This window comes from Clostridioides sp. LIBA-2809, from assembly GCF_056688965.1.
The window spans coordinates 2,040,796-2,065,225 of record NZ_CP197004.1; the positions used below are offsets into that span (position 1 = coordinate 2,040,796).

At 27.8% G+C, this 24,430-nt stretch carries 25 protein-coding genes; 13 read left to right on the top strand and 12 right to left on the bottom strand.

The window, feature by feature from the left end; translation table 11 throughout:
• Positions 1-14: 14 nt before the first annotated feature.
• From aroE to ACTG44_RS09810, 7 genes are all read left to right on the top strand, one after another.
• Positions 15-824 carry a shikimate dehydrogenase gene (gene aroE / locus ACTG44_RS09780; protein ID WP_021384644.1) on the top strand — a complete coding sequence of 270 codons (810 nt, stop codon included), beginning with the start codon at positions 15-17 and terminating at the stop codon, positions 822-824.
• An 11-nt stretch (positions 825-835) separates the two neighbouring features.
• Positions 836-1,369, top strand: a complete 534-nt coding sequence (locus ACTG44_RS09785) for a shikimate kinase (protein WP_021384672.1) — start codon at positions 836-838, stop codon at positions 1,367-1,369.
• An 18-nt stretch (positions 1,370-1,387) separates the two neighbouring features.
• Positions 1,388-2,227, top strand: a complete 840-nt coding sequence (locus tag ACTG44_RS09790; RefSeq protein ID WP_479921650.1) for a prephenate dehydrogenase — start codon at positions 1,388-1,390, stop codon at positions 2,225-2,227.
• A gap of 262 nt (positions 2,228-2,489) precedes the next feature.
• A complete protein-coding gene (locus tag ACTG44_RS09795; protein WP_154106833.1) occupies positions 2,490-4,667 on the top strand; it encodes an EAL domain-containing protein in 2,178 nt (725 codons plus the stop codon).
• Between the two features lie 32 nt (positions 4,668-4,699).
• A complete protein-coding gene (locus tag ACTG44_RS09800) occupies positions 4,700-8,131 on the top strand; it encodes a sensor domain-containing diguanylate cyclase (protein ID WP_479921651.1) in 3,432 nt (1,143 codons plus the stop codon).
• A 79-nt stretch (positions 8,132-8,210) separates the two neighbouring features.
• A complete protein-coding gene (locus ACTG44_RS09805) occupies positions 8,211-8,894 on the top strand; it encodes a YdcF family protein (protein WP_479921652.1) in 684 nt (227 codons plus the stop codon).
• 846 nt (positions 8,895-9,740) lie between these two features.
• Positions 9,741-10,088: a cupin domain-containing protein gene (locus ACTG44_RS09810; RefSeq protein ID WP_021384642.1), complete on the top strand. Its 348-nt coding sequence runs from the start codon at positions 9,741-9,743 to the stop codon at positions 10,086-10,088.
• Between the two features lie 174 nt (positions 10,089-10,262).
• On the opposite strand, the gene ACTG44_RS09815 is transcribed toward ACTG44_RS09810, so the two are convergent.
• From ACTG44_RS09815 to ACTG44_RS09825, 3 genes are all read right to left on the bottom strand, one after another.
• Complete coding sequence (locus ACTG44_RS09815) at positions 10,263-10,742, bottom strand: ABC transporter substrate-binding protein (RefSeq protein WP_021384663.1); 480 nt, start codon at positions 10,740-10,742, stop codon at positions 10,263-10,265.
• Positions 10,743-10,788: 46 nt separating this feature from the next.
• Positions 10,789-12,294, bottom strand: a complete 1,506-nt coding sequence (locus tag ACTG44_RS09820; RefSeq protein ID WP_479921653.1) for a recombinase family protein — start codon at positions 12,292-12,294, stop codon at positions 10,789-10,791.
• A gap of 198 nt (positions 12,295-12,492) precedes the next feature.
• Positions 12,493-13,347 carry an AraC family transcriptional regulator gene (locus ACTG44_RS09825; protein ID WP_021384649.1) on the bottom strand — a complete coding sequence of 285 codons (855 nt, stop codon included), beginning with the start codon at positions 13,345-13,347 and terminating at the stop codon, positions 12,493-12,495.
• A 394-nt stretch (positions 13,348-13,741) separates the two neighbouring features.
• On the opposite strand from ACTG44_RS09825, the gene ACTG44_RS09830 reads away from it, so the two are divergent.
• From ACTG44_RS09830 to ACTG44_RS09840, 3 genes are all read left to right on the top strand, one after another.
• Positions 13,742-14,023: a hypothetical protein gene (locus ACTG44_RS09830; RefSeq protein ID WP_021384660.1), complete on the top strand. Its 282-nt coding sequence runs from the start codon at positions 13,742-13,744 to the stop codon at positions 14,021-14,023.
• 156 nt (positions 14,024-14,179) lie between these two features.
• Positions 14,180-15,028, top strand: a complete 849-nt coding sequence (locus ACTG44_RS09835) for a sialate O-acetylesterase (protein WP_044213426.1) — start codon at positions 14,180-14,182, stop codon at positions 15,026-15,028.
• A 51-nt stretch (positions 15,029-15,079) separates the two neighbouring features.
• Positions 15,080-15,601, top strand: coding sequence for a PadR family transcriptional regulator (locus ACTG44_RS09840; protein WP_021384675.1), 522 nt, complete (start codon positions 15,080-15,082; stop codon positions 15,599-15,601).
• A gap of 223 nt (positions 15,602-15,824) precedes the next feature.
• Here ACTG44_RS09840 and ACTG44_RS09845 read toward each other — a convergent pair whose 3' ends face one another.
• The 9 genes from ACTG44_RS09845 to ACTG44_RS09885 all read right to left on the bottom strand — a co-directional run bounded on the left by ACTG44_RS09845 (position 15,825) and on the right by ACTG44_RS09885 (position 21,719).
• Entirely contained in the window at positions 15,825-17,018 is a 1,194-nt protein-coding gene (locus ACTG44_RS09845; protein ID WP_479921654.1) for an integrase DNA-binding domain-containing protein, read from the bottom strand.
• A gap of 15 nt (positions 17,019-17,033) precedes the next feature.
• The gene (locus tag ACTG44_RS09850) at positions 17,034-17,183 is read right to left on the bottom strand and encodes a helix-turn-helix domain-containing protein (RefSeq protein WP_079746985.1); all 150 of its coding nucleotides are present in this window, start codon (positions 17,181-17,183) and stop codon (positions 17,034-17,036) included.
• A 1-nt stretch (position 17,184) separates the two neighbouring features.
• On the bottom strand, positions 17,185-17,592 hold the full coding sequence (locus ACTG44_RS09855) for an RNA polymerase sigma factor (RefSeq protein ID WP_021384653.1): 408 nt from the start codon (positions 17,590-17,592) through the stop codon (positions 17,185-17,187).
• A gap of 302 nt (positions 17,593-17,894) precedes the next feature.
• A complete protein-coding gene (locus tag ACTG44_RS09860; RefSeq protein ID WP_479918722.1) occupies positions 17,895-18,395 on the bottom strand; it encodes a GNAT family N-acetyltransferase in 501 nt (166 codons plus the stop codon).
• A 13-nt stretch (positions 18,396-18,408) separates the two neighbouring features.
• Entirely contained in the window at positions 18,409-19,335 is a 927-nt protein-coding gene (locus ACTG44_RS09865; protein WP_021384670.1) for a hypothetical protein, read from the bottom strand.
• A gap of 124 nt (positions 19,336-19,459) precedes the next feature.
• Positions 19,460-20,242: an aminoglycoside 6-adenylyltransferase gene (locus ACTG44_RS09870; protein WP_479921655.1), complete on the bottom strand. Its 783-nt coding sequence runs from the start codon at positions 20,240-20,242 to the stop codon at positions 19,460-19,462.
• Between the two features lie 155 nt (positions 20,243-20,397).
• Positions 20,398-21,018 carry a Crp/Fnr family transcriptional regulator gene (locus ACTG44_RS09875; RefSeq protein ID WP_009897384.1) on the bottom strand — a complete coding sequence of 207 codons (621 nt, stop codon included), beginning with the start codon at positions 21,016-21,018 and terminating at the stop codon, positions 20,398-20,400.
• Positions 21,019-21,105: 87 nt separating this feature from the next.
• Positions 21,106-21,399, bottom strand: coding sequence for a conjugal transfer protein (locus ACTG44_RS09880; RefSeq protein ID WP_021384657.1), 294 nt, complete (start codon positions 21,397-21,399; stop codon positions 21,106-21,108).
• 101 nt (positions 21,400-21,500) lie between these two features.
• On the bottom strand, positions 21,501-21,719 hold the full coding sequence (locus tag ACTG44_RS09885; protein ID WP_479921656.1) for a conjugal transfer protein: 219 nt from the start codon (positions 21,717-21,719) through the stop codon (positions 21,501-21,503).
• A gap of 527 nt (positions 21,720-22,246) precedes the next feature.
• On the opposite strand from ACTG44_RS09885, the gene ACTG44_RS09890 reads away from it, so the two are divergent.
• The 3 genes from ACTG44_RS09890 to ACTG44_RS09900 are packed head-to-tail and all read left to right on the top strand — an operon-like array spanning position 22,247 to position 24,425.
• A complete protein-coding gene (locus ACTG44_RS09890; protein WP_479918723.1) occupies positions 22,247-22,762 on the top strand; it encodes an RNA polymerase sigma factor in 516 nt (171 codons plus the stop codon).
• Complete coding sequence (locus ACTG44_RS09895) at positions 22,759-23,520, top strand: hypothetical protein (RefSeq protein WP_479921657.1); 762 nt, start codon at positions 22,759-22,761, stop codon at positions 23,518-23,520. The genes ACTG44_RS09890 and ACTG44_RS09895 overlap by 4 nt, the downstream gene beginning before the upstream one ends.
• Before the next feature lie 38 nt (positions 23,521-23,558).
• On the top strand, positions 23,559-24,425 hold the full coding sequence (locus ACTG44_RS09900) for an ABC transporter ATP-binding protein (RefSeq protein WP_479921658.1): 867 nt from the start codon (positions 23,559-23,561) through the stop codon (positions 24,423-24,425).
• Positions 24,426-24,430 lie beyond the last annotated feature (5 nt).

The following is a 24,430-nucleotide window of genomic DNA, read 5'->3' on the forward strand; positions in this document are numbered from 1 at the left end:
TAGGAGGTACAAAGATGAATTTTTTTGGTCTAGTAGGTGAAAAACTCTCTCATAGTGTTTCACCTCAAATCCATAAACGAATATTTGAGATATTAAATATTGAAAGTGCATATAAAAACTTTGAAATTTCAAAAGAAGATATATCTAAGTTAGGTGGTGCTATAAAATTATTAGGAATACAAGGAGTAAATGTTACTGTGCCATATAAGGAACGTATTATGAAATATTTGGATTTTATATCACCAGAAGCAAAACGTATAGGAGCAGTTAATACAGTTTTACTTAAAGAAAATATATTATATGGCTATAATACGGATTACTTTGGTCTCGACAGTATGTTCAAAATGGCACATATTGATGTACAAGGAAAAGTAGCTGTTATATTAGGAACTGGTGGTGCTTCTAAAGCTGCTCTTACATATCTTCTTGATTCTGGAGTAGATAAAGTTTATGTTTCAACTAGAAAAAAGGATAATAAAAAATTATTAAATGATAAAGCTATATTAATAGACTATGAGGAACTTAAGCATATAAAAGGAAATATAATGTTAAATGCTACACCAGTAGGAATGTATCCTAATATAGGGATATCACCAGTATCAAAATCAATTATACAAAATTTTGATACCTTAGTAGATTTAATTTATAATCCTGGAGAAACCGAGTTTTTAAAAATTGGCAATGATGTAGGTAAAAAAACTTGTGATGGATTATATATGTTGGTAGGTCAAGCAATAAAATCTCAAGAAATTTGGCAGGATAAAAAAATAAATAATGATATTTTAGATGTTATATATAATGAATTAAAATTAGAGTTTTTGTAAGGGGGATTGTTATGATAAATAAATCAAAAGAAAAATTAATATTAATAGGTATGCCAGGGAGTGGAAAAACTACAATTGGTAAACTTTTGTCTCAAGAGTATAGTTGTAGTTTCTGTGACATGGATGATTATATAAGTGAAATTTCTCAAAAAAGTATAGCAGAATTATTTTCAGAAGGAGAATCTGTTTTTAGAGACTATGAGACTCAAGCGTGTAAAGAACTTTCTGTAAGTGATAAGACCGTAGTGTCTACTGGTGGTGGTGTAATAAAGAAAGATATCAATATGGAAATACTAAAAGAAACAGGTATAATTATTTTTATTGATAGACCTGTACAAAAAATTTTAGAAGATATAAATATTAATTCAAGACCTTTATTAAAGAATGGCAAAGATAGATTATACAACCTTTATGATGAGAGAATAAGTCTTTATAAAAAATTTTCGGATATCGAGATTTTAAATGATAAATCATTAAATACTGCTATATATAATATTACGAATGAAATCAGTGATAAATTTAAATTTGAGTTTAAAGAAAAATAATCTGGGGGAGTGAAGCTAATGAATATTGTTATTGTAGGGCTAGGAGTTATAGGAGGTTCTTTTGCTAAAGCACTAAAAAAAGCAGGATATGAAAATGTATTTGGGGTAGATGTAGATTTAGAAACTTTAAAAAAAGCAGAAGAAACAAAAATCATAAAAGAAGGAAGTACTACGGGTAACGAGTTTTTTAAAGAAGCTGATTTAATCATATTATCTATATATCCTAGATTAATTGTGGACTTTTTAAATAATAATAAAGAATTCTTTAAAAAAGGAACTATAATTACTGATACCACAGGAATAAAAGAAGCAATTATTAATGATGTATTAAAAATAATTCCAGATGATATAGATTTTATATTTGGGCATCCAATGGCAGGAAGAGAAAAAAAAGGAATTGATTTTGCAAGTGAAGAGGTCTTTAAGGGAGCGAATTATATAATTACTCCAACTGGTAGAAATAATATAAAGAATTTAGAATTAGTTGAAAATTTAATTTTAGAAATAGGATTTAAAAGAGTAAAAAAATTAACTTCACAGAAACATGATGAGATTATAGCTTTTACATCTCAACTTCCTCATGTTATGGCAGTTGCTCTTATAAATAGTGATGAAGAAGACAGAGATACTGGTAAATTTATAGGAGATAGTTATAGAGATTTAACTAGAATTGCAAATATGAATGAAGACTTATGGAGTGAACTTTTTTTAGGAAATAGAGATAATTTACTAAAATCTATAGAAAATTTTGAATCAGAAGTAAATTTGATAAAAGATGCTATTTTTAATAATGATAAAAATAAATTGGTAGAATATTTTAAAAAATCATCAATAAGAAGAGAAATTCTAGAAAAATAAAGATTGCTATTTAAGGTATATGTAGATGGGTATAGATATAAGTGATAGCATATTAAATTATATTAGTATTTATAGCTTTAATATAATTTAATATGTTATTGATGTATTTATACCCTTAAATATTGTTACCCTATAAATAACATTTTTTTAAATTGCCCTTTATTAACAATTTATGAAACTTAATTGTAAAAAAGAGTTATTAATAGTAAAATAAAGTGAATCAATGAAATTACAATTGGAAAAGAGGGTGAGGTGTAGCTACTTGAAAAATAGTAGGCCAATAGTGAAAAATGTGTTAATTGCATTTATAGTACTATTCTTTTTTAGTATATTTGCATTTTTTTATGTGAGTAACATGGATAATGTGTTAGAATATGAAACAAAAAATTATTTGTCTGAAATTAGTGCAGAAAGTAAAATTGCCATCAATAGTAAATTGAAAAGTAATTTAGACAAATTAGAGAGTATTTCTAAAATTTTAGAAACAGAAGACAGCTTCAATTTAGAAAAAACTTTAAAAATGCTAAAATCATATAACGAAAATAGTAATTATAATAATATTGGTATGATTTTACCAAATGGTAAAGGATATGCTGAAGAAATTTTGGGAATAGATTTTTCAGATAGAGACTATTTTAAACTTGCAATTAAAGGTGAATCTAATATATCAAAACCATTAATAGATAAAGCGACAGGAAAACTTACTGAGACATACGCTGTACCATTATACAATAAAGGTAAAATTGTTGCTGTGATTGCAGCTGATTATGATGTTGAGTTTATATCTGAATTATTATCCATTTCTACATTTAATGGAGAAGGTTTTTCACTTATATGTGATAGCAATGGTAATATAATTATTCCACCATATCATAAAAATTTAAACTCAAATATTACAAATCTATCCCAAATTAACTTTGAAAAAAGATTTAATTTTAAAAATATGAAAATGTCAGACCAAGGCGTAGTACAAGTTAAAAAATTAGATGAAAAATTTTATATGGCATATACATCTCTAGGAATTAATGATTGGTTTATAGCATCCTTTGTTCCAAAAATAGTTGTATCTAAAAAACTGAATAATTTAATGATAGTTACAATTATTGGATGGATTGTACTTTCATTTTTATTTTTAGGTATTATAATGTACATATTATATTCAAAGACAAAGAGTCAAAAAACTATAGAAAAAATAGCATATACAGATTTTGTAACTGGTTATTCAAATTGGAGAAAGTTTGAATTGGATGTTACAAACTTACTGAAGAAAACTTCACAAAATAATAAATATGCAATGATTATATTTGATATCGATAAATTTAAAGCGATTAATGATATATACGGTCATAAAAAGGGAAATTTAATTTTAAAAAATATTGCTAATACTCTATATGAATTAACCAATAATAATGAAACTTTCGCTCGTGTAAGTGCTGATAATTTTAATATCTTATTAACATATGATACAAAAGAAGATATAATAAATACCATCAAAAAGATTATGACGAATAATGAATTTGTAAACTTATCTTTTGGAATTTATGAAATTAAAGATAAAACTTTAACTGTAAGTGTATATAGTGATAGAGCTTCACTTGCAAGAGCTTCAATAAAAAATAATAGTGATATAAACTTTGCTTTTTTTAATGATAAACTAAGAGATAAGTTATTACTTGAAGATAAGATAGAAAAAGAAATGGAATATGCACTTGAAAATGGGCAATTCGTAATGTATTTACAACCAAAATATAATATTAAATTAGATAAATTTTGTGGGAGCGAAGCCTTAGTAAGATGGCAATATACAGAAACAGAAGTCATATATCCAGGAGATTTTATTCCTATATTTGAAAAAAATGGATTTATTAGAAAGATTGATATGTACATATTAGAACAAGCTTGTAAAGAAATTAGATTTTTATTTGATAAAGGTATTTCTCCTTTGCCTATATCTGTAAACTTCTCAAGAGTTGATTTTTTAAAAAAAGATTTTACTTCAAAGATAGTAAATGTATGTGATAGATATAAAATACCATATAGTTTAATAGAAATTGAAATTACTGAGTCTAGTATGTTTGGAGATACTGATACCCTATTTGATGTGAGTAGAAATCTGCAAGACATTGGTTTTATAGTTTCAATGGATGATTTTGGCTCAGGATATTCTTCTGTAAATATGCTTAAAAACATACCATTAAATGTAATAAAATTGGATAGAGGATTTTTTATAGATGATAAAGATATTGATAAGAGCCAGATTGTTATAAAAAGTATAGTTTCTCTTATCAAGCAATTAGGTATAAGTGTCGTTGCAGAAGGAATAGAAACTAAAAGTCAAATAAAAATGTTAAAAGAAGCAAATTGTGATATTGTTCAAGGATATTATTTTTCAAAACCATTACCAGTTAAAGAATTTGAAAAATTAGTCTATAAAATATAGTCAATAAATCTTAAATGGGAGGTGGTAATTAAATGATAAGAGCAAAATCTTTAAAAAGTATACTGAGTATTGTTTTAATATTTTTATTTACAATAATTTCTTTTTCTGATTTTGCATTTAAAACTAATGTTCAAGAAGAAGAAAATAATAAAGTTAACTTAAAGGAGATATCTCTTCAAAGTTCTAATGCTATAAAAATAAAATTGGATAGTTCATTATCATTCATTAAAAGTGTATCAAATATGGTTTCATATTTTGCTACTATAGATAATCCAGAAGTAATTCCATTGTTATCTAGAATATCGAAGGAATCTGACTTTCAAAGAATATCTATTGTATCTCCTAATGGAATAAGTCATACTAGTGATGGGAAAATTATTGATGTATCAAATTATGAATATTTCAAGAAAGCAATTAGAGGAGAAAGTAATATATCTGAGGTTGTAAAATCTCCAATTGATGGAAAAGATACTTTTGTTATAGCTACACCTGTATTTAAAAATAATAAGGTGATTGGTATTTTATATGGTTCTTACTATAATGATAAATTAGCTGAATTTATAGATATAACAAGTTTTAATAGTGAAGGGTATATAGATATATTTGAATCTAGTGGACAATTTGTTCTAAAATCTTCACATACGGACAATCTTATCAAATCAAGTAGTAATATATATGATATATTTAAAAAAGCTTCTTTTGATGAAAGCTATAGCTATAAAAAAATATATGAGGATACGAAGAATAACAAAAGTGGCTTTACATCATACGAATATAAAGGTGAAAAGCGTTATGCCACTTATACACCAATTGGTGTAAATGATTGGTATGTACTTTCTGTGATACCACAATATACTGTAAGAAAAAATATTGATAAAATAAATCAATTAGCATTTTCTCTTATTTTTAAAATATTTTTACTGTTTATTATACTTATAATATATATCTTTTATAAAAACAATAAATCTCAAAAACATATATTAAAAACTAATAAAGAAATATCATCTATTACGAATAGCATTCCTGGAGGCGTACAAAAATGTACTATTGGTGAAACATATGAATTTAATTTTTTAAGTGATGGTTTTATAGATTTATTTGGGTATACAAGAGAAGAAATAAAAACAGTATTTAATAACGACTTTTATAATTTAATACATAAAGATGATGTAAAAAGAATAAAAGAAGAAATTTCTGAACAACTTCATAAAAATAAAACTATTGAACTAGAATACAGAGTTATGACAAAAAGTCGTGATATAGTGTGGGTTTTAAATAAAGGCGAAGTTATAACAGAACCCGATGGAAAAGAGTATCTTTGTTGTGTAACAGTAGATATTACAAAAACAAAACAATTGGAAAAAGAAATGGAACAAAAGAATCTAGAACTTGAAATGGTATCCGAAAATGTTTTAGGTGGTATACTTATAACTGAGTTTAATGAAGATTTTACGATACAATATACTAATGCTGGTTATCTTTCGATGATTGGATATACTCGCAAACAACTAGAAGAAGAGCTTCAATACAAAGCATGTAATCTCGTTTTTTATGATGATAGAAAAAAGACTCTTGAAAATATACAATATCAGTTAGGTGTAAAGGGTATAGCTGTATATGAACATAGGATAAGAAGGCGAAATGGTAATATTATCTGGGTTTCTGTAAAAGGAAAGCTTATTGTTGATAGTGATGGGAGTAAAAAAGGTATTTGGATTCTGACTGATATAACAGATTTGAAAAATGCAGAGCAAAAACTTAAAATTAATGATGAAAGAGTTAGAATTGCATTAAAACAAACATCAAACACTATATTTGAATATGATATAAAAACCAAATCACTTTTAAATGCTAACAAAGAACTTGATAAATACGATATTCCTGATATCACTAAAAATGTTCCATATTCTTTGGTAGAATCAGGAATAATTCATAAAGATTTTAGTGATGATTTTATAAATATGTACGAGAAAATAATAAATGGAGCAAAAATAGCAAGTTGTATAGTTAAGATAAAACTTCCAAATGAAAGTTATATATGGAATAAACTTACTTTAACTACAGTTTTTGATGAAGACGGTATACCCGTAAGAGCAATTGGTATACAAGAAGATATAAGTGAGCAAAAAGAAGCAGAAATAAGATATAACCAAGAAGGTAAATATCATTCAGCTATATTATCAGAAGCAATGATAACTTATGAGATAAATGTATCGAAGGACACTTTTATAAGAGGAAATGAAAACTGGTATAAAGAATTTGGAATTAAGCCTGAGAATAACTATTCTGAAATGGTAAAAACTATAGCAAATAGTATCATTTATAAAAATGATAAAGATGTGTTTTTAAACACATTTCTATGTAAGGACTTATTAGCTGCATACAAGAAGAATATAAGTGAAATAAAGTTGGAATATCGAAGAATGAATCAGGAAAATAAAATGATTTGGGTTATTTGTACAATGCACTTAATAAAAGATTCTATTACAAATGATATAAAAGCTCTTGCTTATGTAAAAGATATTGACAAACAGAAGAATGAGGAAATTAGATTAAAAATAAAAGCGGAAAGAGATACCCTTACAGGATTATATAATAAAGGAACTACAGAAAAACTGATTAATGATTTCTTAGCTTCTGAAGAAGCCAGTCTAGGAATCCATGCATTTTTAATTATTGATATAGATAACTTTAAATCTGTAAATGATAATTTAGGACATGTATTTGGAGATAAAGTATTATTTGAAGTTTCTAAACATTTAAAACCTATATTTAGAAAAGATGATATAGTGGGTCGTATTGGTGGAGATGAATTTATAGTATTCTTAAAGAATATTCAATCTTTTGATAATGCTAAAAAGAAAGCAGAAAAAATATGTGCTATATTTAGAAATTCTTACACCGAAAATAACAAGACATATAAGATATCTGGTACGGTTGGAATTTCATTTGTTCCAGAACATGGAACTATCTTTGAAGACCTTTATCAAAAAGCGGACATAGCACTTTATTATGCAAAAAGTAAAGGTAAAGATAAATATGCACTTTATAGTGATTGTATCTATCAAAATGAAACTAATAATATAGATTATGATAATATAAAAGAAGTAAATGAATATGAAAAATCTAAACCAGTACTTAAAAAAGCACTTGATTCCATTGATAATTATGTATATGTAGTAAATCCGAACACTTATGAACTTATTTTTGCCAATAATAAGATATTAAGTCTAGATTTAGAAATAAAATTGGGAGAGGCTTGTTATAAATCATTATTAAAATCCAACGAACCTTGTAATAATTGTCCTCTCAATGGATTAGAAGAAAATAAACATTCAAAATTCAAAATAGAGACAAATACATTTGGTACAAATATCAGCATAGCAAGTTGGATTAATTGGATAGATGGAGAATATAACTGTCTTATAGAGTGTATAGATATTTCTTTGTACAAAAATAAATAAAAAGGATTATGAGAATATGTTAAATAGTATAAATTTGATATTGGGTATAATATTTATAATTTACTATTTTTATCTTAAAATGGTTTTTGGAGGAATTTCATTTAGTGAAATTTTCTTGGTTGTAGGAATTCTATTAATTGTTTATCAAATATTTAAGAAGAAAATTAAGGAAAAGAAGGTTTTTTATAAAGTGTTAAAGATAATAATCAGTGTTTTCCTAATAGTATTCATAATCACTGAAAGTTTAATTATTTTTTATCCTAAAAATAGTTTTGAGTCAAAGAGTGATTATCTATTGATTTTAGGAGCTGCTGTCAAAAAAAATACACCAAGCACAACTTTAAAAGGAAGATTAAATACTGCCTTGAAATATTTAAGAGTTAACAGTGATTGTGATGTGATTGTATCAGGTGGTAAAGGTAATGGAGAAAATATAACTGAGGCAAAAGCTATGAAAGACTATCTTATAAAAAGTGGTATAGATAAGAATAGAATAATAGAAGAAGATAAATCTACTAATACTTACGAAAACTTTAAGTATTCAAAATTAAAGATAGAAGAACATAGCAAAAGAAAACTAGAAGACTTAGAAGTGAAAATAGTAACAACGGATTTTCATGTTCTTAGGAGTAAGATATTAGCATATAGAAATGGATATAAAAATACTTCTTTTTATGCTAGTAAATCAAAACTTTCATTTGTACCTACTTATTATACAAGAGAATTTTTTGCTCTGTGGAAAACAATTGTTTTTGATAGATAATAAATAAAAAGGCTAGATATAAATTATAAATTTATACCTAGTCTTTCTCTATGTAATAAATTAAAATCTATAAAATTAATGCAAATCAATATAAAGATAATTTTATCATTATACTAATTATTGAAATTATTTATAAAGTTTACATAATAAAAATAAAGTTAACTAAAAATTCTTGTTTTGAGTTTCAATGTTCAATTAGACATTTAAATAGATTTTAAGCTTATTATGCTCTTGAAGGTATAAAACATCAACAAAAAATGTATAAGCTCTTTAAAAACCAAAATAAAAAGCCGTTATTTTGGACGAAATTAAAATTATAAATATTAATTAGAAGGAAAATATCAAAATAATGAAAGTAAATAAGTGGTATAAAACTCAGATAGGTTTTAGCATATATTTTCAAGCTTGTTTTTAATTTGTGATTGTTATGAAGAAAATAAAAATGCCAAGAAGTTTTTGTAATTAAAGTGAAAAATAAATAAAAATGAAACATGTATGGTTTAATCTTAAAACATATCTTAAGAAATTAAGTTTAATTTTTATAATATTTTGTTTGATGTTTTAGAGTATAAAAGTATATTTTTAATATATTTAAATCTAAAAAAGAGGAAAAATAAGAAAAAAATTACTGACATACTACTGACAAATCGTGTTTTTTTCGTTATGAATATATTGAAAATACTTACTTAGTAAAAAACGGCATAAAATAGTATATTTTATGCCGTTTACTATTTTTTAGGAAGATAAGAAAAGAATTTTATTCCTATTATTGATGAGGAGAATACTATTTTTTTATATTGGAATAATAAGAGTAAATCTATAATATAGAAAAGAGGTATTTCTAGTATGCATGAAAATAAAAAGAATCTATTAGATGGAAGTTTAGCTCAATATAATGATGCAGCTGTTCCAAAAATACCAGTATTTGCTGGTAGTGATATAACTTCAGAAGTTTATTATTTTAAACCTAATCAAGTTCTTAAAGCTCATAGACATCCTAATGGCGAGCAAATATTTGTGTTCTTAAAAGGTGAAGGAAAAATGAAACTTGGCGAACATGAATGTGATGTAAAAAATGGTGATACTGTCTTTGTACCAACAGGAGAATGGCATGAGATTACGAATGGAAGCAATGAAGAAATGGTAGCTGTTCAAATTACAAAAATTAATGCTGGAGCAGAATACAGAGGATAGATATATAAGTACAAGTAGTACTTTGATTTCTATTTTTTTATATAAACTTTAATCTCAAAATATAAAAAGAGTCTTTTAAAAGACTCTTTTTATATTTTCATATTTTTTATATAGATTTTTTACTTAAACATTCTACTTAAATAAGAAGTTTTTTAGTTAAAGTTAAATATAACTTTACTTTATATTTTTTATAGCATTCTCAGCAAATTCAGTATTTACAATATCTTTATAAGGAGCTTCTTTATCTAATTCTTTAGCCTCTTTCATAACATCCATTAATTTATTCAAACCTTCTTCTTTTAGTACCGGATTTTGTGACCATGCATCTATTGATTTATATCTATCTACAACTGTTGTTAAGTCTTCTAAAGATATATCTTCAAAGAAAGGTTGCATAGCTTTAGCTATATCTTTACTAGGTGCTTGTTGAACCCATAGTTGACCTTTATAAACAGCATTTGTAAATCTTTGAATTAAATCTTTATTACTTTTCATATATGATCTAGTAGTAGAGTAGGCTGTAAATGGTATCTCTCCAGAATCTTTTCCTATAGACGTAACTATATATCCACTGCCTTCTTTTTCCATAGCTGTAGCCGTAGGTTCAAAAGCTGTTGTGAAGTCTCCTTCTCCACCTGCAAAAGCTCCTGCCATTACACCAAATTGGTAATCAGTTTGATTATAACATCAAAATATGCACTTAATTTTTTGAAATATTAGGGTAGAGTATTAAAGAAAAATCATCAGTTCTTTGATTTGGTTCTTTTTTGTACATGGCATAATTAATTACAGTTTTAAGTAGTATGTTTTTTAAATAAGGTTCTTTATCTTCTGTATATTCATTTAAAACTCTTTCAAGTTGAGGAACAACTTGTGTTTTAACTACTTTTCTTTCTTTTTCCATTTCAATATCTATATTTGTTTTGTTTATAGATTTTCTTATATTTTCTAAACGAGACATAAGTATTTTTGAACGCTGTAGAAATGTATCGCTGTCATAAATCCCTTGTTCTAAAAAATCATGCAATCTCTCTCTTTGTTTTTCTAGGTTATTTAATTCTCTATTTAGACTTACTAAAGTATGTTCTAAATTATCCTTGATTTTAAAATTATCTTTTTCTTCTTTCAAAGATAGCCTATAATCCATTAGCCATTTATTTAAGACAAGTAAGATTTTATTTTCTAATATGTACAATTTCGTAGCTTTATTTTTACAATTAGTACAGACCATGTATTTCTCACATCCACTTGATGTAGTATTAGATTTAGCTACTAAAGTATGATTACAATATCCACATTTTACAATGCCAGCTAAGGGATTAGTTATTTTATTGTTTGGTGTAGGAGAATTGCTACGTTTTTTTCTTATATTCTGTGCTTTATTCCATATATCTTCACTTATTATTGGTTCATGTTTTCCTTTTACTTCAATTTGTTCTTCAATCCCCCTAGTTCTACTAGAATTTCTTTTTCTCTCAACTTTATTCCATACTATATATCCACAGTATACTTTATTTTTTATAATATCTCTAACTCCTTTTTCATACCAAGTTCTACCTGTTGTGGTTTTATAACCAAGTTCATTTAAATAACTAGCTATTTTACATGCTCCATCTCCCTTTAAATACATATCAAAGATTAGCTTAATAACAGTTGCTTTATCTTCATTTATTATAAGTATTCTTTCTTTATTGTTTAAATATTTAATATTATACCCATAAGGAGCTGCTTGAGCTATAAATTTACCTTCTTCAATACTTTTAATTTTTCCTCTTTGCATACGCCTAGATATTAACTTTAATTCTTTACGAGCCATAAAAGCTTCAAATTCGGAATATTCTTCATCAAACTCATCATTTAAATCATAAATTTTTCTAGGAGTAATAATTTTTGTCTTAGATTTTTTAAATGTATCTAATATCAATCCCTGGTCTTGCATATTTCCACGTCCTAAGCGGTCAATATCCATTACCAAAACGGCATCGTAGTTATTATTTTTGACTTCATCTAGTAATTCTATCATCTTAGGTCTATATTCTATACTCTCACCAGAAATAAGTTCCTCTTTAATATCAATAACATTTAAACTCTGCTCTTTTGCTAATTTTAAAAGAGTTGTCTTATGTCTGCTTAATGTTTCAAATTCGCCTCTATGCTCTGCTTCTTCATCGGCTCTACTTTTACGTAAATAAATTGAGACATTCATTAAATCACACTCCTTGAATATATTATATTCAATAGCAATATGATTATATTTAACATATAAAAATAAACCCTCAAAATATAGAATATATTTTACAGGTTTATTTTTATATGTTATTTCTATAATATATTTAAAATCTTATAGTCTAGGTAAATATTTATATTACTAGCTTTATACCTTAGTTATATTTTAAATTTAAAACTATTTTTTTACAACAGGTATCCATACTTCAAACTTAGCATTTTGTGGGTCTGGATTTAAGTAAAGCTCAATATCAGGACCATTATCATATTCATATCCAGAAGTAGGTAGCCATTCTGTCACAATACGCTTTTCTAGTTCTTGGATTGCTTGTGGGCATTGTCCTTCTCCAGAGAATATCGCCCAAGTAAAAGCTGGAATAGTGTATTCATCCAATGTATCATCTGCAGATTTTGTACTTGAAACAGAGATAAAATACTTCCATTCTTCTGAATTGTTACAAATGCTTATACCTAATACACCTTGAGGCTGACTATCCATCATAGGTATTAACTTTTGAAGAGTTCCATCTAAAGCAACCTTTTGCCACATTTGAGGAACAAGCTCAAAATTCTTTTCTAATTCAGTGTGAAGTGGTTGAGATACACCAACTATACGAAATGCTTCTTTTTTTTCAATTCTATAATTCATTTCTTCTGCTCCTTTTATACTAATTTTAAAGCTGATTGGAGGAAAGGCTTTCAAAGTTATTATTTCTCCTCTTTTTATAACTGATGGAGCAACACCATGAATACTTTTAAAAGCACGATTGAATGCTGTCGGAGAAGAGTAGCCATATTTTAAAGCCACATCAATTATTTTTTTATCATCATGCTGTAATTCTACAGCTGCTAAAGACATTCGTCTACGACGAATATATTCAGAAAGTGGTACATCTGCCATATAAGCAAACATCCTTTGAAAATGATATGTAGAGCAACAAGCTATTTTTGCAACTTGTTCATATTCAATTTCTTTTGTTATGTTTTCTTCAATATAGTTAATTGCTTTGTTTAATCTTTCAATCCATTCCATAAAATCAGCTCCTTGTAATTTATATAATATATATTTTGAAATAGTTAATCCTCTCTTTCTATGCACTAATTAACTAGCTTAATAAAGCTTAATAAAGAATAAACATGAGAAAGTATGTAATTAACCACAAAAATGAGTAAATAGTATTGTTTTTCATATTAAAGTATATCACAATTTAATATTTAATTTTATGTAAGATAACAGTTTTAATTTATTGTGAAATTTTTATAATCTTTTAGGTTAAATATTTAATCGTATATAACATTTTATCTATAAGCCCATTCTTTTTAAAGTTTATCATTAATCAAACTAATCTTAGTCAGCCAATTATAAATATTGATTGAGAATAGGACAATTTTTAAGATACATAAAATATAAAAAGGAGGGGATTTAAATGCCAAAGATAGAAAAAGACTTGGATGGTACAACTACTATAACATACCTAAATGATGATGTAGATGTTCCAACAGACGAGAACGGTTATAAAATATCCATGACAGTACTACATGGAAAGACAATATGCCATGTAGTATCTCCTGAAACAATATTAGGAAGAACACTCACACTAGAAGAAAAACAAGAAAAAGATACAATAATATATGAAGCAATAGAAAAAATAATGGTAGATAGACAATTACAAATAAAAAATTCAAATAAAGAAGTTGCTAGTCATTAGCACTTCTTTGATAAACTAAGTAGGACAAGTATTTTATATATATTCTATAATACTATTGACTTATAGTCTAATTAGACTATAATATAAACATAGATAGTCTAATTAGACTATTCTAAAAAAATAAGTACAATAAGAGTTTAAGAAAGGATAATAACAATGATTAAATCATTTTTAATGTTAGGACAGTCCAATATGGCTGGAAGAGGATTCATAAGTGAAGTACCTCCAATTTATAATGAAAGAATACAGATGTTACGTAATGGAAGATGGCAAATGATGACAGAGCCTATTAATTATGACCGCCCAGTATCTGGGATAAGCCTTGCTGCATCATTTGCAGAGGTATGGTGTTGTGAAAATAAAGAGGATAAAATTGGGCTAATTCCTTGCGCTGAGGGGGGCAGTTCATTAGATGAATGGAATATAGATGGTATACTTTTCAAACATGCTATAAATGAAGCTAAATTTGCTATGCAAAGTAGTGAATTGACAGGGATTTTGTGGCATCAAGGAGAAAATGACAGTAATAATGGTAACTATAAATTTTATTATAAAAAATTACTTTCTATTATTGAGGCTCTTAGAAAAGAATTAAATATTCCAGATATACCTATTATTATTGGTGGTTTGGGAGACTTCTTAGGAAAAGTAGGCTTTGGAAAAAGTTGTACTGAGCATGAGTTTATCAATAAAGAGTTGCAAAAATTTGCTTTCGAACAAGAAAACTGTTATTTTGTTACAGCATCAGGTCTGACATCTAATCCTGATGGTATTCATATTGATGCCATATCCCAAAGAAAATTTGGATTGCGTTATTTTGAAGCTTTTTATAAGAGAAAGCACGTTATGGAAGCATTAGTTAACGAAAGAGAATTGATAACATCTAGTAATTCTAAAACATATACAAAAACAGAAAAAATATATATAAATAGTATGGATTTAGCATTAGGAAAGATATCATATGATGAATTTGAATCTCAACTTATAAAACTTAATGATAATTAGATAAAATATCCATTAATATATTCGCAAATTTAGCTTGAAAGAGGTGATTTTTTGATACCATTATTAATTTTAGGATTATTAAAACAAAATCCAAATTCTTATGGATATGAGTTATTAGCATTAATGGAAAAGAAGCATTACAAGTATATAGTAAATTTCACTAAAGGTTCTTTTTATTATAACTTACAGCAACTCGAGGAAAAAAAGTTTATTGAAAAAGTTGAGAATAGTCAACCTAATAAAAATAGGGAAACTCATAACTATATGATTACTGAACTTGGATGCCAAGAATTTGAAAAACTAATGTATAAATATGGTTCTAAGACAGAGTATGTAAATCTATCATTTTACGCAACACTATTGTTTGCAAATGACTATAAAAATGAAAAGTTAATAGAATTATTAAAGATGCAAATCAAGCAAACTCAAGTAAGAATTTCTCTATTAAATGAAGCTATAGAAAATGATAAAACAAATTCACACTATTTTAAAAGGATGTTAGAGAATTCTCGTTCTCATCATTTAGTGAATATTGAATGGTTTGAGAAGTTATTAAATGATATTAAAGATTGATGCTAGTAACAAAAATAAACCTATATATACTTTATATAAATGTAATATAGGTACATAGATTAAAATAAGACAGATAATTTCTATTGGGATATCTGTCTTTTTATTATAAAAACTTATATTAAATTTGATTATCTTTTCATAAGTTGGTAAATGTCGATATATCCTGTATCTACAAGGAGTATCGGCATTTTCTTTTTGGAAGATACTTTGCATAAGTTGGCATTTAACCGTATAAGAATGCCATCAAAAGTAGTAAATAAAATGAACCATGTGCATAATAGCCAAGCGTCATAGTAATGTTTTTATGCCCCATAATATATTGCAATATATTAGGACTCATTCCTTTGTTAGCCATATTTGTACAGAATGTATGCCTAAAGGTATGTGGCGTAATCTTTGGTAGCTTGTCCTCATGGGTCTTGTTATACTTCTTGACTAACGCTCTTAACATGCTTTGATAATGAGTTGCTTGTTTTGGGAATCCATCTTGTTTAAGAAATAGGAAGTTCTGGTAACCATCAACAATGATTGGTTCTGCTTTAGCGTTCTTACGCCGTTCCACGATACGTTCAAATGATTGATAAGCTCTTTCAGTCATTGGAATTTCTCGCTTACCCTGTGTGGTCTTTGGAACTTCTACATAATAGCCAACCTTAGTATAACTCAACAATTGATGGTCTACCATAATGGCTTTATTTTTCATATCCAATTCTAAAGTCAAACCGCATAATTCAGAAATGCTTAGTCCTGTTTCTAAGAGGATAACAACATCATCATAATATTTACAATAAGTCTTATCGCTCTCCATAAAGGATAATAAGCCCATTTCCTGTTCTGGTGTTAGAGCGATTTTTGGTTCTGTTGTATCTTCCAAAACATCACTTAACTGAAAATTAAATGGATTCTTTCTAATACAGTCGTCTTGAATTGCCATGAAAAACGACACTTTCAGTGAACGCTTATAATTGTCAATGGATTTATAAGCACACCCATCTTCACTCATTCGGATAGCCCAGCTTTTAGCGTCTGATAATTTAACCATATCAATGCTTTTCGCACCTAGTGGGTCATTGTTCAGAATCTTCATAAGATAATGGCGTCCTTTTTTAGTGTTAAGTCGGATATTCTTTCTTAGTCCATTCTTTTTAGCGTATAACTGACAAACTGTCATTTTCTTACCAATAGTGTCAATGCTATCATCAAGGTCATTTTGTATTGCTTTTTCCTTATCCCTTAATAATATATCATCACGTTTTCCCTTTGGGGGTTTATCAGTAGGTACAAGTTTCCAAGAGTAAACAAATTGTGGTTTACCAAATGAATCTACATACTTATATGCGTATCTTCCATCTTTTCTCTGGTTCTCTCCAGTTCTTAAAATTCTATCTTTATTATCTCGTCTTTTTTTAGTTGACATGATAAGAAGCTCCTCTCAATAACCGAATTGAGCTTGATACGTCATATGAAAAAGACGAATGATATAGTGTTCAAAATGTTTAAGTATTCCGTTTATTGCATTTACATCGTCATGTACAGCAAGTAAAATAATTGTAAAAGGTAATACTTCTTTAGTAGGTTTCATTTCAATGTTCCTCCATGAGTTCTTTCAACTCTTTTAGTGCATTTGTTTTGTGATAATGTACGGTACTTTCTGCTAAATCCATCAATGTTGCTATGTCAGCATTTGTCATGTTGAGAAAGAATGAAAGTAGAATTATATCTTGTTTTCTTTTTGTAAGTTTTCCGATTGCTTGTGCCATTAATACATCTTCAATTCGTATGTTGTAGTCGTAAGAAACCATACAGATGTAGTTAGAATCATAATCATCTAAAATACTCAATTTACTTAATTCTGCAAGTGACAAAGATTCGAGAGATACCAAATAATCATTTCTGCGTTTATTTTCGTCATAAATATCTCTAGCATAGTTACGTAAAACTGTTTTACAGAAACTGTCGAATTGATATTCAATTGTCTTTTCATCAACCATAAGATTTCACCCCCTTTCCATCACAAGGAGTTAAATAACCTTGCTTACTCCTATCACGGTGGGAGGGCGTTAAATCTTCGATAAATTTCAAAAAAAGAGAAAAAAATACACACTCTGCCTATAGGGCAAAAATGTGTATTCTTTAAAACGTATTTAATTTATATTGGTTGTAAGCCACCACCATATTGATGTATGGAAATATGCATTGGCTAGCTTTTCATAAAAATACAAAGATGCATAAGAAATTAATAGAGGGGAAAAACTTATTCTGTTATTAAAAAGTAGGTTAATTCTAATAAATGCTATTGCGGTCGAATTAAACTATATACATGGCAATCAATCATGTTTCTATTCTTTATTATGGAATTGTGACAGTATTCTTCAATCTTAAAACCACATTTTTCCAATAATTTACTTGACCCTCTATTGTAGGAATATACATTAGCATGAATTTTGTTAAGGTTGTATTTTTCAAAGGCAATTTTGCATATTTCTTTTACTGCATTTGTTGCTATCCCTTTGCCGTTCCTACCAAGCCAGTAACCTAATTCAGCATTTTTATTAATAGAGGTATCTTCTTCAAAGGTTAGGCTGATACTTCCAATAGCCCTTTCTTGATAAAAAATAGCATAGCTAAGTTGTTTAACATCTGGAGTTGCCAAACAAAAACTAATAAAATCTCTAGCGTTTTGCTCCGTATAAGGGTGGGGGAAGTTGTCACGAAGATTCTTTGCAATTTCTTTATCATTCGCAAACTCAACTAAATCGGTAATATAAGCATAATTCCACTCTATAAGTTCCATTTTTCTTCTTCTTTTATGAAACAGCTACAAGAAATCTTTCTAAGCCAATACCACTTATCAAACAGCGTTCTTTCTTATTTCCAAGCATTTGATAAGTCCAGTCAACAAATCCACCGTCAACCATTTCAACGGTTTCATTTCCTTGTTTGACCGATAATTTGAAATTGATACCTTTATAATAATTATTATCAACATCATCATTATGAATTGATAACTCTATATTAGGAAAAATAAGTTTGATAGTTTCAACCATTCTGTCGAAAAATCCGTCATTATCTTTGTATCCGTTTCTTTTGCGTAGAATAATAGAGAAACGAACATTTTCTATTTCACTTAATATATCTTTATAATAGTTTAAGTGCTTTTCTAACAACATTTTTTCACAAGTGTAAGACCCTGTATCTATACCAGATGAAACCATACAATATAAGCCAAAATGTGAATATAAACCTTTACCTACAAAATTTTGTGCTCTTATTGCCCTAGCAGTAGTAGCCATGTGGATAGGTATGGTATTATTTTCTTCTTTTCTTTTTAATTTATCAGCAATAATTATTGCCAACATATTTGAGGGGTCTGCAAGTGTTTCTGTCCCTCGTAGAGCACTTACTACGTTATATTGATCTACGGAGCCAAAAACGCTACAGCTACCTAATGGAGCAGAGGGAGAAAGCATAATCGTCTTGATATCCATATTGAATGCTTTTCTCAATAATTTTGATTCCAAAGCATGAATTTCTTCTGGATCTATACCGCTAGGGATAGTAAATCTATTTAGTTGGTATGACTTTAGAATATCAGTTGCAGTTAAAGTGTTTGCTTGTCTATCAAACACTTCTAATAGAAGTGAGTTCAAATCTGATTTTGATAGAGCTGATAACTTATCAACTATATTCTTATCCCCAATTTTATTTGTAATTCTACTTAAAATATCACTCATAGTTATCCTCCTTACTGTTACTTTCAAAATAATTATAGAATGTTTACAACAACTAATCTAGGTCGTTTGACCAAAAATGAAAAAACACTGAATATTTACTATTCAATATTTTTTTACTTTGGGTTTATTTGATTAAATCTTGAAAATACTGTAATGCAACCCTTTCAGCTTCAACCTTTCGGACAATAGGACTTTGTGATAATTCCTCTCTTAACTCAAGATACAGGTTGATAGTAGCCTGCAATGCATTAACACAGCTTTCATATTCATGGGTAGCAACCGTCTTTTCTAATGCTTCAATATATTGGGGTGCGTCCAATTCAATTTTTCTAACTCCACGAGGTAATTTACCCAAGAGAAGCTGTATTAATGGGGCAAGTACTGATTGTCTTAAAAAAGATAAAAAATCAATTGTTTCAAATAGTTCTCTGCGTCCAATCTTAGTGCAAGCGTAATGAACCCAAATCCAAAATCTATCTTCAATCCACTGTAAGTCTGGAGTTGGGAAGTATGCTTCTTTTTTAGAATAAATTTCTGTTATGCAGTTGTTTTCTTCATAGAGAATATCTGAATCTTCAACCCTATCTAGTAAACCATCTAAGGTTGTAAACTTAAAATCAACATGAAGAACAGGGGAATCATATAGGGAAATTATCAATCTAGGTTCTCCAACGTGTTCGCCAGTAAAAGCAGAAACTAATGTTCCAAACTGTTCCACAATAAGTAATCTCTCTTCGATAACTTCTTCATAGGATTTATCATCTGCTACAATCAGAAAATCCAAATCAGAATATTCATCTAACGATTTTGTGATATAAGAACCACTAATTGCAAGTCCTATTATCCTACTATCTCTTTTTGAAAATTCTAATACGTTTTGTATCATTTCCTGTTGTGCTTTAGTCATAATATAACACCTCTCACTTTCTTTTATTAGCTATCAATCCAACATAATTATACATAGGAGTATTATATAATGAAGAAATAAAAAAAAATAGGTCACTTGACCCGAAATAAAAAAGTATTGAATAATTATTATCCAATACTTTTTTGAAATTATACTTATGTTGTAGGAAGATTCTTTAATACCTCTCGCTGATTAATTACACTAAATCTTTTGTTTTCATAAGCAATTAAATGTTCTTGTACACATTCATTTATAGCACGATTAATGCTTCTAATTGGAGCGTTTACTTCGCTAGCAAGCTGTTTTTTGGTAAGCAGATTTAATTCACTTCTATAATAGTGTAAGGATATACACCTCAGAAGTCGTTCTTTAACACTTAAAGATGATAATTCTTCAATTAATTCAGCATTTACAACTAATTTACTAGATATTTCTCGAATCAGAAATTTTGTAGCTTCAAAATCTCCCCTTAACCAGTTTAAAAAATCATCTCTATGAAGTTTATATACATTACAATCTGTGAAAGCGACAATTTCAACGGGTTTTTTACCATCATTAAATTGTTCCATTTCTCCAAAAAAACTACCACTTCTATAAAGATGAATAGTTGAGATGTTTCCTTTCACATTTAAGATGAATGCTTCTGCAATACCGTCAATCATAAGAATTACATATTCATTTTCTTGCTCAGCAAAAAGAATAGTCTCTTTCTTTTTATACGTTTTTTTAACAAGCTTCTTTTTAATATCTTCATTCATAAAATCAATTAAATGCATATTCATCCCTCCTTACCAAATCTTTGATTAAATTATATCATCTTTCAATTAGTTAGGTAAGATAGTAAAAATATATTTACATAGAAACTATTCCATTATTATTTTCCAGTTGTCATTTTTCTGCAAAGTAAGCTCAAACTGGGAAAGCTGTGTAACTTTGGTTTCCTTATCAAGGTATTTCACTGTTACAATAGCGGTCACTTGATTGTTAACTTGTGTATAAACAGGATTCACAAGTTCCACAAATACATAATCTTTATTAATTACATCAAGTGCTTGATTACTTACATAGTAAGATAGCTCTTTTTCTGTTGCAGTAGGATAGAGCTTGAAGAATGTGTCTAGGAAACTATTAATTTCCTCTGTTGTATTTGCGTCCACCGTTTAGTCACTATCAGAAAGTACAGGCTCATAGCTTGACTTTTGTGGCTTGCTGTCAATGGTAGGGTTCTTAATAATTACCATATTGCCTACTTCATCTACTAGACAGTAACAGTATAGGTGGAAGCGATATTCTTTTTGCTCTCGCCCTCTGAAATCTGTTGTCCTACTGAAAAGAGTACATCATAGGCATTTTCATTGTTCTGTGTCACACTCCATACTTGAAAGCTGTTGACAATAGAACTAGTAGGAATATCCGAGCGAACCATTTCAGTATTCAACTGTTGTAGGTTTTCAGTCAGATTAGTATTTCCTTTCATAGTAATTTTGCATGAAAAAAGACGCTCAATTAAGAACGCCTGCAAATAGAAAAGGAACACCTTTTTTTGTGTTCCATGTTCTATAAAATATTTAGTTTTTTTTGATACAATACTGATGTGTTAATACCATATCTTTGCATTTCTAGGACTTATCAACGTATCAAGGCTCATTCGGTAGTAGTAAATTAGTAGTAAAATGGCTTTGTTAGTCCTGTATATATGCGGATAGGTACTGTGTTCTAGGGGATAATCAGATTTTTAGTATGTTTTTATTATATAAAATGATAAAAGTCATTTGTACTATGCAGACTGGATTTATAAAGATAAAACTATTCGTTATTGAGTTATAAGTACTTAAAATGAAAAGTATAATATTTGACATAATGGAATCGTTTGTGTATTGATTAATAGTATGGGTAATTGTTAGATAGTTGTATTTATAAATAATTATAAAAAATAATAAATTATTTTTTATACTGACTTTTTTATAATTTGAATCGTTATATATAATGACGGAGGTGATAATAGTGAATGATGCTAGGATTATATCACGAATAAAAGCAGGAGAAAAAGAATTGTTTGATACTCTAATAAAAAAATACTATGACAGCATCTATTGTTATTGTTATCGCCATGTAGACAATCAAATGACTGCACAAGATTTAACCCAAGATGTATTTGTAACAGTTATAAAAAACATAAGTGATTATAAACATTATGGTAAGTTTGAAAACTATTTATATGTTATTGCAAAAAACAAGTGTAAGGACTTATGGAAGAAAAAGCAACCAATATATTTAGAGTCATTAGATAAAGAGATGTCAAAGCAAGAATTAGTAGATGTTGAAAACAAAATATTTGTAAAAGAAGCTTTGGTTAAATTGCCAGAAGTAGAATTTGAAGTGATAATTTTAAGGTATTATCATGATTTAAAATTTAAGGATATTGCTAAGATTATGGATTCAAGTGTTTCTGTTACTAAGTACAGGATGAATAGAGCATTAAAAAAACTAAAATTATATCTGGAAGGGGGTAAACTATGAATAATAAAGAAGTTAAAGAAAGTCTATCTAAATATAAGGTTCCAAAATATGATGTTTCGGCATTTGAAAAGACTGTTAAAACTATACATGAGTTAACATTTAATAATGCTAATAAAAGGATGAATAGTATGGAATTTTTCATCTCTCAAATTGGTTTTATACGAAAAAGAACTTGGGTTATTCAATTTTTAGTACTGTGTATAATATGCGTATTTTTATTCAGTGCATCAAGAGATAGTAATTCACTTTACAATACTTTGTCCTTGATTTCTGCGACATTTCCACTTCTTATATTAACTAATATAGAAGAGTTAGCAAAAGTATATAATAGTAGTGTTTTAGAGATAGAATTTTCAACAAAAAATACGCTACATAAAATTATTACTACTAGAATGCTTGTATTTGGGATAAGTGATTTATTGTTTATGCTTATTATCTTGATATCTGCAAAACAAACCATTAATCTAGATATCCTGTACATAATAATTTATATACTAGTGCCTTTTAATCTAATGTGTATAGGATGTATGGAAATTATAAATAGAAACAAAGGTAAAAATACGAATTATTATTGTATGATATATGGCGTATCTCTTGTATCATTAATATTTACACTAGGTACTTTTAGAAAAAGTATATATCAATTTGAAGCAATAAACCAATGGTTAATTGTTTTTATAATCACATCAGTAATCTTAATGTATGAAACAAGAAAAACATGGAGACATATTCGTTCATTTGAAAATATTATTGTGTAAGTAAAAAATAAGAATATACAGTATTGGGAGGAATAAGTATGGAGCTAAGTGTAGAAGGCTTAACAAAACAGTATAATAACAAAATTATAGTAGATAAAATAGAATTTAGATTAAATGAAGGTATATATGGATTTTTAGGAGAAAATGGAGCAGGAAAGACAACTCTTATGAGAATGATTTGTGGGATATTAAGCCCATCATCTGGAGAAGTAAAGATAGATGGGAAAAATAACTTGGATATGGGAGAAGATTTTAGAGATATGATTGGATACCTTCCACAAGACTTTGGATATTATCCGGATTTTACTGCAAAAGAATTTATGCTATATATAGCTTCATTAAAAGGGTTGATACCTAGTCATGCAAAGAAAAAAACACAAGAATTATTAGAAATGGTCGGTTTATTAGGCGTAATCAATAAAAAAATAAAAACTTTTTCTGGAGGCATGAAACAAAGGCTAGGATTTGCTCAGACACTACTTAATGACCCTAAAATTTTAATATTAGATGAACCAACAGCAGGGCTAGACCCTAAAGAACGAGTTAGATTTCGTAATTTAATTTCAGACTTCTCTAAAAAGAAAATAGTTATTTTATCTACTCATATTGTATCTGATGTAGAACATATTGCAGATAAGATTTTAATAATGAAAAAAGGACGATTTATTTTAACTGGTTCAGTTGAAGAAGTAACTTCAAAAATAGAAGATAAAGTATGGAAATGTGTAGTTAATGAAAATGAAGTAGACTATATGTCTGATAAATATTGTTTAGCAAATATTCATCATTCTGGGGGAGTCGTAAATCTTAGAATTATAAGTGATATGAAACCACACGATAATGCATGTAATTTAAAACCAACATTAGAAGATTTGTATTTATATTGTATTAATGAGGTACTATAAATATA

Excerpts from the sequence above, each read along its gene's own strand:
- aroE (WP_021384644.1), top strand. The coding sequence starts at position 15 with ATGAATTTTTTTGGTCTAGTAGGTGAAAAACTCTCTCATAGTGTTTCA.
- ACTG44_RS09785 (WP_021384672.1), top strand. The coding sequence starts at position 836 with ATGATAAATAAATCAAAAGAAAAATTAATATTAATAGGTATGCCAGGG.
- ACTG44_RS09790 (WP_479921650.1), top strand. The coding sequence starts at position 1,388 with ATGAATATTGTTATTGTAGGGCTAGGAGTTATAGGAGGTTCTTTTGCT.
- ACTG44_RS09800 (WP_479921651.1), top strand. The coding sequence starts at position 4,700 with ATGATAAGAGCAAAATCTTTAAAAAGTATACTGAGTATTGTTTTAATA.
- ACTG44_RS09805 (WP_479921652.1), top strand. The coding sequence starts at position 8,211 with ATGGTTTTTGGAGGAATTTCATTTAGTGAAATTTTCTTGGTTGTAGGA.
- ACTG44_RS09810 (WP_021384642.1), top strand. The coding sequence starts at position 9,741 with ATGCATGAAAATAAAAAGAATCTATTAGATGGAAGTTTAGCTCAATAT.
- ACTG44_RS09815 (WP_021384663.1), bottom strand. The coding sequence starts at position 10,742 with ATGGCAGGAGCTTTTGCAGGTGGAGAAGGAGACTTCACAACAGCTTTT.
- ACTG44_RS09820 (WP_479921653.1), bottom strand. The coding sequence starts at position 12,294 with ATGAATGTCTCAATTTATTTACGTAAAAGTAGAGCCGATGAAGAAGCA.
- ACTG44_RS09825 (WP_021384649.1), bottom strand. The coding sequence starts at position 13,347 with ATGGAATGGATTGAAAGATTAAACAAAGCAATTAACTATATTGAAGAA.
- ACTG44_RS09830 (WP_021384660.1), top strand. The coding sequence starts at position 13,742 with ATGCCAAAGATAGAAAAAGACTTGGATGGTACAACTACTATAACATAC.
- ACTG44_RS09835 (WP_044213426.1), top strand. The coding sequence starts at position 14,180 with ATGATTAAATCATTTTTAATGTTAGGACAGTCCAATATGGCTGGAAGA.
- ACTG44_RS09845 (WP_479921654.1), bottom strand. The coding sequence starts at position 17,018 with ATGTCAACTAAAAAAAGACGAGATAATAAAGATAGAATTTTAAGAACT.
- ACTG44_RS09850 (WP_079746985.1), bottom strand. The coding sequence starts at position 17,183 with ATGAAACCTACTAAAGAAGTATTACCTTTTACAATTATTTTACTTGCT.
- ACTG44_RS09855 (WP_021384653.1), bottom strand. The coding sequence starts at position 17,592 with ATGGTTGATGAAAAGACAATTGAATATCAATTCGACAGTTTCTGTAAA.
- ACTG44_RS09860 (WP_479918722.1), bottom strand. The coding sequence starts at position 18,395 with ATGGAACTTATAGAGTGGAATTATGCTTATATTACCGATTTAGTTGAG.
- ACTG44_RS09865 (WP_021384670.1), bottom strand. The coding sequence starts at position 19,335 with ATGAGTGATATTTTAAGTAGAATTACAAATAAAATTGGGGATAAGAAT.
- ACTG44_RS09870 (WP_479921655.1), bottom strand. The coding sequence starts at position 20,242 with ATGACTAAAGCACAACAGGAAATGATACAAAACGTATTAGAATTTTCA.
- ACTG44_RS09875 (WP_009897384.1), bottom strand. The coding sequence starts at position 21,018 with ATGCATTTAATTGATTTTATGAATGAAGATATTAAAAAGAAGCTTGTT.
- ACTG44_RS09885 (WP_479921656.1), bottom strand. The coding sequence starts at position 21,719 with ATGAAAGGAAATACTAATCTGACTGAAAACCTACAACAGTTGAATACT.
- ACTG44_RS09895 (WP_479921657.1), top strand. The coding sequence starts at position 22,759 with ATGAATAATAAAGAAGTTAAAGAAAGTCTATCTAAATATAAGGTTCCA.
- ACTG44_RS09900 (WP_479921658.1), top strand. The coding sequence starts at position 23,559 with ATGGAGCTAAGTGTAGAAGGCTTAACAAAACAGTATAATAACAAAATT.